Origin of the sequence: Burkholderia sp. b14, from assembly GCF_900156195.1 — a bacterium.
Classification (GTDB): Bacteria; Pseudomonadota; Gammaproteobacteria; order Burkholderiales; family Burkholderiaceae; genus Mycetohabitans.
On the sequence record NZ_FTPJ01000003.1, the window covers coordinates 2,661,231 to 2,674,178 of the forward strand.

General features: G+C 60.9%; 8 protein-coding genes and 4 pseudogenes. 7 read left to right on the top strand and 5 right to left on the bottom strand.

The window, feature by feature from the left end; translation table 11 throughout:
• Positions 1–31 precede the first annotated feature (31 nt).
• Entirely contained in the window at positions 32–424 is a 393-nt protein-coding gene (locus B0B13_RS16780) for a hypothetical protein (RefSeq protein ID WP_076797413.1), read from the bottom strand.
• A 255-nt stretch (positions 425–679) separates the two neighbouring features.
• Here B0B13_RS16780 and B0B13_RS16785 point away from each other — a divergent pair, with 255 nt between their 5' ends.
• A complete protein-coding gene (locus B0B13_RS16785; RefSeq protein WP_076785161.1) occupies positions 680–2,185 on the top strand; it encodes an AMP nucleosidase in 1,506 nt (501 codons plus the stop codon).
• 1,221 nt (positions 2,186–3,406) lie between these two features.
• Here B0B13_RS16785 and B0B13_RS19630 read toward each other — a convergent pair.
• Positions 3,407–3,673, bottom strand: a pseudogene (locus tag B0B13_RS19630) (IS30 family transposase); the annotation flags it as partial.
• 70 nt (positions 3,674–3,743) lie between these two features.
• On the opposite strand from B0B13_RS19630, the pseudogene B0B13_RS17360 reads away from it, so the two are divergent.
• Positions 3,744–4,097 (top strand): annotated as a pseudogene (locus B0B13_RS17360) (IS110 family transposase); the annotation flags it as partial.
• Positions 4,098–4,169: 72 nt separating this feature from the next.
• Here B0B13_RS17360 and B0B13_RS16790 read toward each other — a convergent pair.
• Positions 4,170–4,919: an LOG family protein gene (locus B0B13_RS16790; protein WP_076785160.1), complete on the bottom strand. Its 750-nt coding sequence runs from the start codon at positions 4,917–4,919 to the stop codon at positions 4,170–4,172.
• 1 nt (position 4,920) lies between these two features.
• Between B0B13_RS16790 and polA the strand changes: the two genes are divergently transcribed.
• Together polA and B0B13_RS16800 are read left to right on the top strand one after the other, a co-directional pair.
• Complete coding sequence (gene polA / locus B0B13_RS16795; RefSeq protein WP_076797142.1) at positions 4,921–7,695, top strand: DNA polymerase I; 2,775 nt, start codon at positions 4,921–4,923, stop codon at positions 7,693–7,695.
• Positions 7,696–7,756: 61 nt separating this feature from the next.
• Positions 7,757–9,100 carry an NAD(P)/FAD-dependent oxidoreductase gene (locus B0B13_RS16800; protein WP_076797414.1) on the top strand — a complete coding sequence of 448 codons (1,344 nt, stop codon included), beginning with the start codon at positions 7,757–7,759 and terminating at the stop codon, positions 9,098–9,100.
• A 12-nt stretch (positions 9,101–9,112) separates the two neighbouring features.
• Here the strand turns inward: B0B13_RS16800 and B0B13_RS16805 are convergent, their stop codons facing one another.
• Together B0B13_RS16805 and B0B13_RS16810 are read right to left on the bottom strand one after the other, a co-directional pair.
• Complete coding sequence (locus B0B13_RS16805) at positions 9,113–9,982, bottom strand: sulfurtransferase (protein WP_076797143.1); 870 nt, start codon at positions 9,980–9,982, stop codon at positions 9,113–9,115.
• Between the two features lie 107 nt (positions 9,983–10,089).
• Positions 10,090–11,196, bottom strand: a complete 1,107-nt coding sequence (locus B0B13_RS16810; RefSeq protein ID WP_076785157.1) for an aromatic ring-hydroxylating oxygenase subunit alpha — start codon at positions 11,194–11,196, stop codon at positions 10,090–10,092.
• A 261-nt stretch (positions 11,197–11,457) separates the two neighbouring features.
• Here B0B13_RS16810 and B0B13_RS16815 point away from each other — a divergent pair, with 261 nt between their 5' ends.
• The 3 genes and pseudogenes from B0B13_RS16815 to B0B13_RS18115 form a co-directional block, all read left to right on the top strand.
• A complete protein-coding gene (locus B0B13_RS16815; protein ID WP_076787264.1) occupies positions 11,458–11,730 on the top strand; it encodes an exodeoxyribonuclease VII small subunit in 273 nt (90 codons plus the stop codon).
• Positions 11,727–12,614 (top strand): annotated as a pseudogene (locus tag B0B13_RS16820) (polyprenyl synthetase family protein). The gene B0B13_RS16815 and the pseudogene B0B13_RS16820 overlap by 4 nt, the downstream one beginning before the upstream one ends.
• A 140-nt stretch (positions 12,615–12,754) precedes the next feature.
• A pseudogene (locus B0B13_RS18115) lies at positions 12,755–12,948 on the top strand (1-deoxy-D-xylulose-5-phosphate synthase N-terminal domain-containing protein); the annotation flags it as partial.

The following is a 12,948-nucleotide window of genomic DNA, read 5'->3' on the forward strand; positions in this document are numbered from 1 at the left end:
GGCCGGCATAGCATGCCGACCACCGAGGCGGTCAGTACTTGAGTTGCAAGGACGGCAGTCGCGTGGACGGCTTGCCGCTCTCGTGCACTTGCGGTGAAACGTCCGGCGAGGCGCTCATCTGGTAGCGCGTGCCGAAGTTCGAATGGACCTGGATGTCGACCGGTTTGCCACGATCGCGATATTCGGTGATCGATGTGCCGTTCGGACTCTTTTCGTAAAAGCTCGGTGTGCGGGGCGCGTTGAATTCTACTGTCGAATGCGCGACGCCGGCCGGCCGGTTGATTGCCTTCAGATTCGGCAAGCCGACGGCCTCGTTCACATCCTGCGACGCGGCGGTGTCCGGCGTTGCCGCGGCGTCCGGTTGTGGCGCGCTGGCCGCAACGACCATCGTGGTGGCCAGCGCCAGGGTGGCCGCCACCAGCATGGTCGCGAACCGGGTCGCGCCGCGAGGGATTGCGCCAAGCGCAGTGTGGAACGGCTTCATGACAATTCTCCGAGACGGTAAAGCGATTTTATCAAACCAGCGTGCGTCATAGGCGCCAGCGTGACGCCGTTGCCGCGTTTTTTTCGCGCCCCGCATCGCAGCCGTGTTCCGTGATAATGTGGATTGGCGCCGATCGGCACGGCCCTGTGCGCTCCCGCACCCAGGCCGTCGCGCCTGCTCCGAGGAAATCGAATAATGAATGTGATTAACGCGTCTGCCACGTTTTGCACCGAAGCCTTCGACGATCCCGCCGCGGCCGTCGAGCGGCTGTCCACCATTTATGATGCCAGCAGTGCATCGCTGCGCGATGCATTCGAACGGTATCGGCGCGGTGAACGTATCGAGGCGCATATCCGCGCCTGCTATCCGTTCGTGCGGATTCGCACGGACATCAATATGCATATCGATTCACGCCACTCGTATGGCTTCGTCGCGGGCCCCGGCGTCTATGAAACCACGGTGACCCGGCCGGACTTGTTCGCCGACTACTATCGCGAACAACTGGGACTGCTCGTGAAGAACCATAAGGCGTCGATCGAGATCGGGGTGTCGCGGCAGCCCATTCCGATTCACTTTGCGTTTGCGGAAGGCATCCACTTGGAGGGCGAGCTGGACGTGGACCGCTTACGGCAGATGCGCGACCTCTTCGACATGCCGGATTTGTCGCTGCTGGACGACCGCATTGTCAACGGCACGTACGAGACGCCGCCTGGTGAGCCGCATCCGCTGGCCCTGTTCACCGCGGCGCGAGTGGACTTTTCGCTGCACCGGCTGCGGCACTATACGGCGACGTCGCCGACGCACTTCCAGAACTACGTGCTATACACGAACTACCAGTTCTACATCGACCAGTTCGTCAAGCTTGGCCGTTCGCTGATGGCACGCGCCGACGATGCGCGCGAGCGCGCGTATCGCAGCGAATACGTCGCGTTCGTTGAGCCCGGCGATGTGATCACGTACAACGCGAACCTGGGCGAGCAGCCGGAACAGGGGCTACCGGTGGCACGCATGCCGCAGATGCCCGCGTACCACTTGAAGCGCGCCGACGGCAGCGGCATCACGATGATCAATATCGGCGTGGGGCCGTCCAATGCGAAGACGATCACCGATCACGTTGCGGTGCTGCGCCCGCACGCGTGGATCATGCTCGGGCACTGCGCCGGTTTGCGCAATACGCAGCGGCTCGGGGACTACGTGCTCGCGCACGGCTATGTGCGCGAGGACCACGTGCTCGACGACGACTTGCCGCTGTGGGTGCCGGTGCCCGCGTTGGCCGAAGTGCAGGTGGCGCTGGAGCGGGCCGTCGCGCAGGTCACGCGGCTCGATGGTGCCGAGCTTAAGCACGTAATGCGCACCGGCACGGTCGCCACCACCGACAATCGCAACTGGGAACTGCGCGATCATCGCGAACCGGTGCTGCGGCTGTCGCAGAGCCGGGCGATCGCGCTCGACATGGAGAGCGCGACGATCGCGGCGAACGGTTTTCGCTTCCGTGTGCCGTACGGCACGTTGCTGTGTGTATCCGATAAGCCGCTACACGGTGAACTGAAGTTGCCGGGCATGGCGGATCGGTTCTACCGTGCGCAGGTGGACCAGCACCTGCAGATTGGCGTGAAGACGATGGAGCTGCTGCGCACCAACGGACTGGACCGGCTGCACAGCCGCAAGCTGCGCAGCTTTGCTGAGGTGGCATTTCAGTAGCAAAGCCTGATGAGGCGGGGAATTGGCGGCTTCGCCAACTGCTACTAACGGTTAAAGCCGTCGCTGTAAGCAATTCGCACATCAGGATACAACCATAATTTCGCATCATTGCCATTGCCCCAGCATGGATGTGCGGTGGCTCACGTGGGATCCCTTCGTCCGAATAGAAGCAAAGCGTCCAACTGAGAAATGCATGAACTGCACTTGGAAAGTTGGACGCCTACTGGCATTCACACACCAGACGACAAAAGCAATAATGGCTCAACGTTTGGCGTACCAATACATGAAGCTGTCGCCAAAGTACACGAGAGAGACCCGCTGTCGATATCTGGCGGACATTCGGTAAATAAGGTTACCACACGCCAGATTTGGCAGGCCTATTAATTACTGCTTCATGCAAATTGCAAACCCTTGTAGATTATCACCTAGCGACTTGTCATGCATGCCACCGATCCACCATCCCGTCATGTCGCTAGTCGGTTGCGAAACGTCAAGTCCGACAGACATCCAAAAACCTCTACCGTCACTTGTTCCACCGGTTGGTTGTGCACCGCATTGGGGTGCCCATACGTTTCCGCCGCCACTTATAACTTGCCAGCCGGCTGGACACGAGATGATCAAATTGTCGACTCCACACGCATAGTCGGAGACAGTTTGATATTGTGGAATTTGATGTTGCGGAAGTGAAACGGCCAGCCGTCACACACCGGATTGACAAAAAAGTGGTGTTCCATTGGCGTTCCTAGCTTGGCGACCGTTCTCAGGACATTTAGTGCCTTCTTCCACGACGTTTGTCACTTGAACATCTTGGACCCGTATTGTGCTAGTTTGATTTGGGATAACCATAGAGTATCCTTCAGTATCAACGTCCCCGACATCGGACCAAGCTGACGATGCCACAAGCGAGAACAAAAGCACCAAAATAAGTTTGATTGTTTTGCGCATGGTTAACCTCACCCCTGCAAAGAAGTTTACTAATTCACAATTTGAACGGTCCCATAAAACGAGTGGTCCCGCAAAAAATATAGCTTATTCCCAGTCAAACTACAATTTTAATTAAATGGCTTATGGGTGAAACAATAATGCAAAATCATGGATTATTATTGCAATAGATTGTGTAAGGTCGCTTAAAGTTAGGGATTTTGACATTGCCAGCTTCGCACTGGCGGGTTCAACCGGGGAATGCAGCAACGATGCTGGCGTTTAATTTATTTGCTGGCCTCATGAACCCAATGTCTTTCTGAGTCGCTGATTCAATTGCAAAGCGATATTGTTCAGATCGCCTCGCGAGTAGCCGGCCAGGCTGGTGCCTTTGGAAAAGTACTGTCGAGGCAACCCGTTGGTATTCTCATTCGTGCCTCGCTGCCACGGGCTTTGTGGATCACAGAAGTAGACCTGCGCGTCGATCGCAACTGCGAATTGCTTGTGCTATGCGAGTTCCATGCCTTGATCCTATGCGACCGATTTGCGCAGTTCCGCAGGCAGCTTTCCCCACCTGCCAGAGAGTTATGCCCAGTGGGGTTACGCTAAACAGATTCATCAACTGGAGGCCTATGTCATGCAAGACGTGGCGATCATTGGAATTGATCTCGGCAAGCGTTCATTTCACCTCCACGGGTAGAATAAATCTGGCCTGGCTTGCTTCGCAAGAAGGTGTCGCGTCAGCAACTGATCAAATTCTTCAGTAACTTTCACGCCTGTATCGTAGCAATGGAAGCCTGCGCAGGGGCCCATTACATGGCTCGGGAACTGACTGGTTTCGGCCATTAGGTCAAGCTTATTTCGTCCCAGTTTGTCCGCCCCTTTGTAAAATCAAACAAAAAACGATTTCGTCGACGAAGCGATCTGTGAAGCTGCCTCACGACCAGCCATGCGATTTGTGACGCCAAAGACGGAATCACAACAGACGTTGTAACCCACTGATACCAAAAAGAAGTGCAGCTTCAAGCTGCGCAGCTTTGCCGAAGTCGCGTTCCAGTAGCGCCTACAGGTAGAACATTCGGTCTTCATCGCTCTTGGCCGGAGGCTGTGCACCCTCGGCCGGCGCCCGCTCCTCGTAGAATGCGAGCACGGCCTCGAGCACCTTGTCCGGCTCGTCGATCACCTGCATCAAATCGATGTCGTGTGGGCCGATCAGCCCCATCGGTTCAAGCGCGTCGCGGAACCAGTCCAACAGACCTTTCCAGAACGTGGAGCCAACCAGGATAATCGGCACATGGCGCGATTTTTTCGTCTGGATCAGCGTCAGCACTTCCGCGAGCTCGTCGAGCGTGCCAAATCCGCCGGGCATCACGATCACCGCGTCAGAATTTTTTACGAACGTGACCTTGCGGGTGAAGAAATGTCTGAAGCGCAGCGAGATGTCCTGATACTGGTTGCCGCTTTGCTCATGCGGCAACTCGATGTTCAGGCCGACCGAAGGCGCCTTGCCCGCGTGCGCGCCTTTGTTGGCGGCTTCCATGATGCCGGGGCCGCCGCCGGAGATCACTGCAAAGCCGGCATCGGACAGCTTGCGGGCAATCTGCATGGCGAGCTTGTAGTATGGCGAGTTCGGCTTAAGCCGGGCAGAACCGTAAATGCTGATGGCCGGGCGGATTTCCGACAGGTACTCGGTCGCCTCGATAAACTCTGCCATAATCGTGAACATCTGCCACGATGCGCGGGCCTTCTTGGCTGTCGCGCGCTCTTGATCTGCGAGTGAACGCAGACTCGGAATCACTTTTCTCTTGGTCATAATGCTTGAAAATCAGAACCTCGAAGGCAAGACCCTGCTATTGGTCGATGGTTCGAGCTATTTATACCGGGCCTACCATGCGATGCCGGACTTGCGCGGGCCGGACGGTGGTCCGACGGGTGCGCTGTACGGTCTCATCAACATGATGAGGCGATTGCGTCGCGACATTCCCGCAGAGTATAGCGCGTGCGTGTTCGATGCGAAGGGCAAGACGTTTCGCGACGACTGGTATCCGGACTATAAGGCGCACCGCCCGCCGATGCCCGAGGACTTGTCCCGTCAGATCGAGCCAATCCACGTCGCGGTGCGCGCGCTCGGCTGGCCGCTGCTGATGATCGAGCGCGTGGAGGCCGACGACGTGATCGGCACGCTGGCGGTGCGCGCTGCGCAGGCTGGCATGAACGTGGTGGTGTCTACGGGCGATAAGGACCTCGCGCAACTGGTGAACGAGCGCGTCACGTTGATCAACACGATGACCAATGAGCGGCTCGACCGCGACGGCGTGATCGCGAAGTTCGGCGTGCCCCCCGAGCGTATCGTCGACTATCTGACGTTGATCGGCGATACCGTCGACAACGTGCCGGGCGTGGATAAGTGCGGACCGAAGACCGCGCTCAAATGGCTCGCACAGTATCAGACGCTGGACGGTATCATCGAGCACGCGAACGATATCAAGGGCGCGGTTGGCGACAACCTGCGTCGTGTGCTCGCGTTCCTGCCCACCGCGCGCCGGCTCGTTACCGTGCATACCGAATGCGACTTGTCCCCGCAAGTGCAGTCCATAGCCGAGTCGCTGCAGGCACGGGCAGAAGCTAAGGACGAATTGCGCGACATTTATTTGCGGCACGGCTTCAAGACGTGGTTGCGCGAGCTCGATAGCGAGGCCGGGCCCGACACGTTCACGGCCACGGCCGACGGCGGGGTCGCGCTCGGCCCGGGCGTGGTCGAGCCGGCGCCGGCGACCGACATCGAGCGACAGTACGAAACCGTCAATGCATGGGAGCAGTTCGAGCGGTGGCTGACGGTGATCGAGGCGGCGCCCCTCACGTCGTTTGACACCGAGACCACATCGCTGGACCCGATGCGCGCGCGTATTGTCGGCATATCGTTTGCGACCGATCCCGGGCGCGCCGCATATATTCCGCTCGCGCACCGCGGGCCGGATCACCCGGTGCAACTGCCGCGCGACGAGGTGCTCGCGCGGCTCAAGCCGTGGCTGGAGAGCGCCGCACATAAGAAGGTTGGCCAGCATCTGAAGTATGATGCACAGGTCTTGGCGAATCATGGCATCACGCTGGCCGGCATTGAGCATGACACGCTGCTCGAATCGTATGTGCTCGAATCGCACCGTCCGCACGACATGGACAATCTCGCGACGCGGCATCTCGGCGTAAAGACGATTAAGTACGAGGACGTCGCCGGCAAAGGTGCGGCGCAAATCGGCTTCGACGAGGTCTCGGTGGACGTGGCCACCGAATATTCCGCCGAGGATGCCGACATCACGTTGCGGTTGCACCAGGTGCTATATCCGCAGATTCAGGTCGAGAAAGAGCTAGACTACGTTTATCGATCGATTGAGCTGCCGACGGCGCGCGTGCTGCAGATTATCGAGCGCAACGGCGTGCTGATCGATAAAGACCGGCTCGTTACGCAGAGCAACGAGCTTGGCATCCGGATGCTGGAGTTGCAGGCCGAGGCGTATGCCCTAGCTGGCGGCGAGTTCAATTTGAATTCGCCGAAGCAGATCGGCGAGATCTTCTTCCAGCGGTTGCAGTTGCCGGTGGTCAAGAAGACCCCGTCAGGCGCGCCGTCCACCGACGAGGACGTATTGCAGAAGCTCGCCGAGGACTATCCGCTGCCGAAGGTGTTGCTCGACTACCGCGCGTTGACCAAGCTCAAGTCGACCTATACGGACAAGCTGCCGAAGATGATCAATCCGGACACTGGCCGCGTGCATACCAACTATGCACAGGCGGTAGCCGTGACCGGGCGGCTTGCGTCCAATGATCCGAATCTGCAGAACATTCCGGTTCGCACGCCGGAAGGGCGGCGTATCCGTGAAGCGTTCATCGCGCCGCCGGGCAGTAGCATCGTCTCGGCCGATTACTCGCAGATCGAGTTGCGCATCATGGCGCACATCTCGGGCGACGCGTCGCTGATGGCGGCCTTCGAGCACGGCGAGGACGTGCACCGCGCGACTGCGTCGGAAATCTTCGGCGTGACGCGGCAGGAGGTCACGAGCGAGCAGCGGCGCATCGCGAAAGTGATCAATTTCGGCTTGATCTATGGCATGAGCGCGTTTGGCCTTGCATCGAATCTGGGCATTGCGCGCGATGCGGCCAAACTCTATATCGACCGCTATTTTGCTCGCTATCCGGGGGTCGCGCGGTATATGGACGAGACGCGGATGGAGGCGAAGTCGCGCGGTTTCGTCCAGACCGTGTTTGGTCGCCGGCTGTGGCTGCCGGAGATCAACGGCGGCAATGGCCCGCGCCGTCAGGCCGCCGAGCGCGCCGCGATTAACGCGCCGATGCAAGGGACCGCGGCCGATCTGATCAAGCTGTCGATGATCGCTGTGCAGGATTGGATCGAGCGCGCGCGCGTGAAGTCGCGATTGATCATGCAGGTCCATGACGAATTGGTGCTGGAAGTGCCCGACGATGAATTGGAGGTCATCCGCGCCAAGGTGCCCGAGCTGATGTGTTCGGTCGCTCAACTCAACGTGCCGCTGGTCGCTGAATTGGGTGCGGGTGCCAACTGGGAGGAAGCGCATTGACGCCCGGTGGTCCGGCGTTGTTGGCGCCATGCGAATGACGGTTAACGACGGAGGTATCGGCATGCATCGGATCATTGTGGTCGGCGGCGGCGCCGGCGGATTGGAACTGGCTACGCGGCTCGGCAACCGGTTCGGGTCGCGGCGCACGTCGCAGCGCGTCAGCGTGGTACTCGTGGACCGCTATCCGACCCACATTTGGAAGCCATTGTTGCACGAGGTGGCGGCCGGCAGCATGGATCCGTTTACGCACCAGATTGAGTATGCGGCGCAGGCGCGCTGGCACGGCTTCGAATTCCAGCAAGGCGAGTTGCTTGGGTTGCATCGCACCGCAAAGACGATTCGCGTGAGCGCGGTGCGCGACGAGGATGACATCGAGCTGCTGCCTGAGCGCACGCTCGCCTACGACACGCTGGTGATCGCAATTGGCAGTACCACGCATTTCTTTGGCGTAACCGGCGCCGCGCAGCACGCGATCGCGCTCGATACGGTCGCGCAGGCAGAACGCTTCCGACGCCGTCTGATCGCCGCGTGCATGCGCGCGCAGCGGCCGCTGTCCAGCGCTGACGTGGCGGTCAGTGTTGCGCAGGGTGGGGCGGTCAGCCCGCGGATCCAGATCGCGATCGTCGGCGGGGGCGCCACCGGCGTCGAGCTGTCGGCCGAACTGCGCAACACGGCGCATGTGCTGGCCGCGTATGGTTTGCACAAACTCGATCCCGTCACCGACATCGGCATCGTGTTGATCGAGGCCGGCCCGCGGATCCTGCCGGCGTTGCCGGAACGCGTTTCAGCCGCAACGGCGGCGCTGTTGCAACGGCTCAACGTCTCGGTGATGACCGGTGAAGCGGTATCGGAAGTGCGTGTCGGCGAGGTCGTCACGGGCAGCGCAAAGGTGTTGCGCGCCGATTTGACCGTGTGGGCGGCCGGCATCAAGGCGCCGCCGGTGCTCGCGTTGCTTGATGGGCTGGCCATCAACAAACTCGGCCAGCTGGTCGTGCGTTCGACGTTGCAAACCGAGAGCGACGACGACATTTTTGCGCTTGGCGATTGCGCGGCATGCCCGTGGCCCGAGGCCAAGCGGACGGTGCCACCCCGTGCCCAGGCGGCGCACCAGCAAGCGAGTTTCCTGCTCAAAGCGCTGCGTGCGCGTCTGGACGGGCGCGCTTTGCCCACCTATACGTATCGCGACTTCGGCTCCCTCGTCTCGCTGGGCCACAACGCAGTCGGTAATTTGATGGGTGGCCTGATCGGCAAGAGCCTATTCGTCGAGGGGCTCTTTGCGCGATTCATGTATCAATCGCTGTACCGGATGCATATTGCCGCATTACATGGCTATGGCCGGATGCTACTCGACATGCTGGCGCATGGGCTGCGGCGCACCACGCGGCCGCGGGTCAAGCTGCACTGAGCCCGTGGCCAATCAGGGCTGCGCGCCGGTGGCAACAGGCCTGGCCGGGTCCGCGACCCATTCGCTCCAGGACCCGGCGTACAGGACCGCGCCGTGCAATCCGGCGATTTCCATCGCAAGCACATTGTGGCACGCGGTGACGCCGGAGCCGCAGTACAGAATCGTGTGCTCCGGCGCAGTATCGTCGAGCAACGAGCACAATTCGTCGCGCAACGTGTGGGCGGGCTTGAAGCGGCCGTCTGCGGCGAGGTTGTCTTTGAAAAAGCGATGGCGAGCGCCCGGAATGTGGCCGGCGACCGGATCGATCGTCTCGTTCTCGCCGCGATAGCGGTCCGGCGCCCGAGCGTCGAGCATCCGGCACGCGGCCGCGTTCATCTGTTGCTGCACGCCATGGACGTCGATGCTGATCGACAGCGGCTGCGATGGTGTGAACGTGCCGGGGGTGATGGCCGGTATCGCGTTGTCCAACGGCTGCCCGGCGGCTTGCCACGCCTGCAGCCCGCCATCGAGCAACGCCACCTCCTCGTGGCCCAGCCAGCGCAGCAGCCACCACAGCCGTGCGGCGAACATGCCGCCTTGCGCGTCGTAGGCGACTACCTGTACGCCGCGGCTCAAGCCCCGCTGCGCGAGCCGGCGTGCGAGCGTCTCACGTTCAGGCAGCGGATGGCGCCCGTTGGTGCCAGTCTTTAGTCCGGACAGGTCGCGGTCGATATCCAGGTACTGTGCCCCCGGGATGTGCGCAGCATCATACGCGGCCGCGCCGGCCGACGTGTCGGCCAAATCGAAGCGGCAGTCGAAAATGAGTGTGGTTACGCTGGGCTTGGCGAGCCGGGTGGCCAAATTCTCGGTGGAAATCAGCGTGGTGTAGCGATGCTGCGGCATGGCGAATCTCCTGGCGAGGCGGTCATGACATCGACCTTGGGCGAGCTAACCCTAGTCTAAACAAAAAAGCCGGATCTTAGTCCGGCTCGACTAGTCGCAAGCGTGTGTCAAATCGTGCCGAGCTCGCGGCGCAGGAACTCGTGGAAATGCTGCATGCCGTCTTCCATCGGGCTTTGGTACGGGCCCACTTGGGATTCGCCGCGTGCGAGCAGCGCGCGACGTCCGGCATCCATTCGCTCGGCGATCTCGTCGTCCTCGACGGCGGTCTCCAGATAGGCCGCGCGCTCGGCTTCAACCATCTCGCGCTCGAACAGCGCCACTTCCTCCGGATAGTAGAACTCGACGATGTTCGTCGTGCGCTGCACGCCGCGCGGGATCAGATACGACACGATGAGTACGTGCGGGTACCATTCGATCATGACGTTCGGGTAGTACACCATCCAGATCGCACCGAAATCCGGTGGCGCGCCGTTGCGGAACTTTAGCAACTGGTCGTGCCACTTGCGGTATGTCGGCGAACCCGGATTCGCGAGGGCGCTGTGTACGCCGACTGTCTGCACGCTGTACCAGTCGCCGAACTCCCATCGCAGATCATCGCACGAAACGAAATTACCGAGTCCAGGGTGGAACGGGACGACGTGATAGTCCTCGAGATAGACCTCGATAAACGTCTTCCAGTTGTAGTTGCACTCGTGGACTTCGGTGTGGTCGTACAGGTACCCGGAAAAGTCGAAGTGGCTCGCCGGGCCCAGGCGCGCGAGATCGCTTGCGACGTCCCGGCCGTTGCGCTCGAACAGCATGCCGTGCCAGGACTGCAGTGGCGTGGCGCCCAGGTTCAGGCACGGATTGTCTGAAAAGTGCGGCGCGCCGAGCAGCTCGCCGCCCAGATCGTATGTCCAGCGGTGCAGCGGGCAGACAATGTTCTCGACATGCCCGCGACCGTTGAGCATGATGGCCTGCCGGTGCCGGCATACGTTTGACAGCAGTTCGATACGACCGTGCGGATTACGCACCAGTAGACGGCCCTCATTCTCTGCGGGCAGCGCAAAATAGTCCCCCGCTTCTGGCACCATCAGTTCATGGCCGATGTAGCGTGGACCGCGTTTGAACAGGACGTCGAGCTCGCGTGCGAGGAGCGCCTCGTCGAAATAGGCTGAAACAGGCAGCTGGCCGTGAATAGACTTGAGCTGCAGAGCATTGCTCAGATTGGACATTCCCACTCCCGTGCAGACGTGAAAGCAGTGAACAACCCAACCATCGAAAAATCGATTTAGGGAAACTCAAGATTATACCCGCTCCGAGCAAACGGGGTATCTAAATCTTTGATCCGGATCGTATTTATGACGCGAACCCGCGTCATCGGAGTATATTTGCCGGCCCGGCGTATTCGGCGCGCAGCACGCTGAGGCCGCATTCGCTGCCGGCCGGCCGGCGTTTGCCGTAAAATAGGTGACTTGCCAGAACACATGTGCATGATGCCCAACACCGCTTCCCAAGCCCCTGACGGGGCAGATGTCCCGTTGCCGGACAATTACGAAACAGCGCTCGGCGAACTCGAGTCCCTGGTCGAGCGAATGGAAGGGGGCGCGTTGAGTCTCGAAGCGTCGCTTGCGGCATATCGTCGCGGTGCAGCCCTTGTTGCGTATTGCCAACAGCAGCTCGAGAAAGTCGAGCAACAGGTTCGCGTACTCGATGGCGAGACGCTCAAGCCCCTCGATCCAGCGATTGACGACGGAGAGTGTGCATGAGCGCCACGGCATTTGACGAATGGGTACACAACGTACTAGTGCGAACCGAAGCGGCGCTCTCGGCGGTGCTGCCGCCGGCGGACGTCGAGCCGATGCGGCTGCATCAGGCGATGCGCTATGCGGTGCTGGACGGCGGCAAGCGTGTGCGCCGATGTTGTGCCACGCAGCGGGCCAGGCGCTGGGCGCGCCTGCTCAGCGGCTTGACGCGGCGGCCTGCGCGCTCGAGTTGATTCACGTGTACTCGCTGGTTCACGACGATTTGCCGTCGATGGACGACGATGATATGCGTCGCGGCAAGCCGACGGTGCACGTGCAGTACGATGAGGCAACAGGGTTGCTCGTCGGTGATGCGCTGCAATCACAAGCGTTCATCGCGCTCGCCTCGGACGCGCTCGACGCGCACCGGCAGGCCGCGTTGATGCGCGAACTCGCTTGCGCGAGCGGCTCGCTCGGCATGGCGGGCGGGCAGGCGATCGATCTGGCGAGCGTGGGCATGCGGTTGTCGCGGACGCAGTTGGAGACGATGCATCGGATGAAGACCGGCGCGCTGCTGCGCGCGGCGGTCAAGATGGGAGCGCTGTGCGGTGACGGACTGTCGGCCGACATCGAGGCCGGCTCGATGCGTATGCGAAGGCGGTGGGTCTGGCGTTCCAGGTGGTCGACGACATCCTGGATGTGACCGCCGACTCGGCCACGCTTGGCAAGACAGCCGGTAAGGATGCGGCCAACGACAACCGACCTACGTATCGATCATCGGGCTGCAGGCGTCGCGGGAACTCGCGGCGCAGCTGCGTCGCGACGCGCGTGCGGCGCTTGCGCCGCTGGGCGAGCGTGGGCTACGGCTTGCGCAAATCGCTGACCTGGTAGTGGAGCGTGTGAATTGAGCTGACGCGCCGGCGGCGGCGTGGCGTGGCGCCCGCGATCGCAGCGGCGGCCCGCCTGGTGGCCGGCGACATACAGCGCGACACACATTGGCCAGGAGCGTCGGCGTATGCGCCGCAGAATTGTCTGGAATGGAACGACGATGTACGACTTGCTGAAAAACCATCGATGACCCCGCCGCTCTGCGCGCCTAGAACGCCGGCAGTTGCAGCCATTGGCCGATGAGCTGCGTGCCTTCGTGCTCAACAGCGTATCGCAGACGGCGGCCACCTGTCATCGAATCTCGGCACGGTCGAACTGACCATTGCACTGCACTATGTGTTCGACACGCCGGCG

Excerpts from the sequence above, each read along its gene's own strand:
- B0B13_RS16780 (WP_076797413.1), bottom strand. The coding sequence starts at position 424 with ATGCTGGTGGCGGCCACCCTGGCGCTGGCCACCACGATGGTCGTTGCG.
- B0B13_RS16785 (WP_076785161.1), top strand. The coding sequence starts at position 680 with ATGAATGTGATTAACGCGTCTGCCACGTTTTGCACCGAAGCCTTCGAC.
- B0B13_RS16790 (WP_076785160.1), bottom strand. The coding sequence starts at position 4,919 with ATGACCAAGAGAAAAGTGATTCCGAGTCTGCGTTCACTCGCAGATCAA.
- polA (WP_076797142.1), top strand. The coding sequence starts at position 4,921 with ATGCTTGAAAATCAGAACCTCGAAGGCAAGACCCTGCTATTGGTCGAT.
- B0B13_RS16800 (WP_076797414.1), top strand. The coding sequence starts at position 7,757 with ATGCATCGGATCATTGTGGTCGGCGGCGGCGCCGGCGGATTGGAACTG.
- B0B13_RS16805 (WP_076797143.1), bottom strand. The coding sequence starts at position 9,982 with ATGCCGCAGCATCGCTACACCACGCTGATTTCCACCGAGAATTTGGCC.
- B0B13_RS16810 (WP_076785157.1), bottom strand. The coding sequence starts at position 11,196 with ATGTCCAATCTGAGCAATGCTCTGCAGCTCAAGTCTATTCACGGCCAG.
- B0B13_RS16815 (WP_076787264.1), top strand. The coding sequence starts at position 11,458 with ATGCCCAACACCGCTTCCCAAGCCCCTGACGGGGCAGATGTCCCGTTG.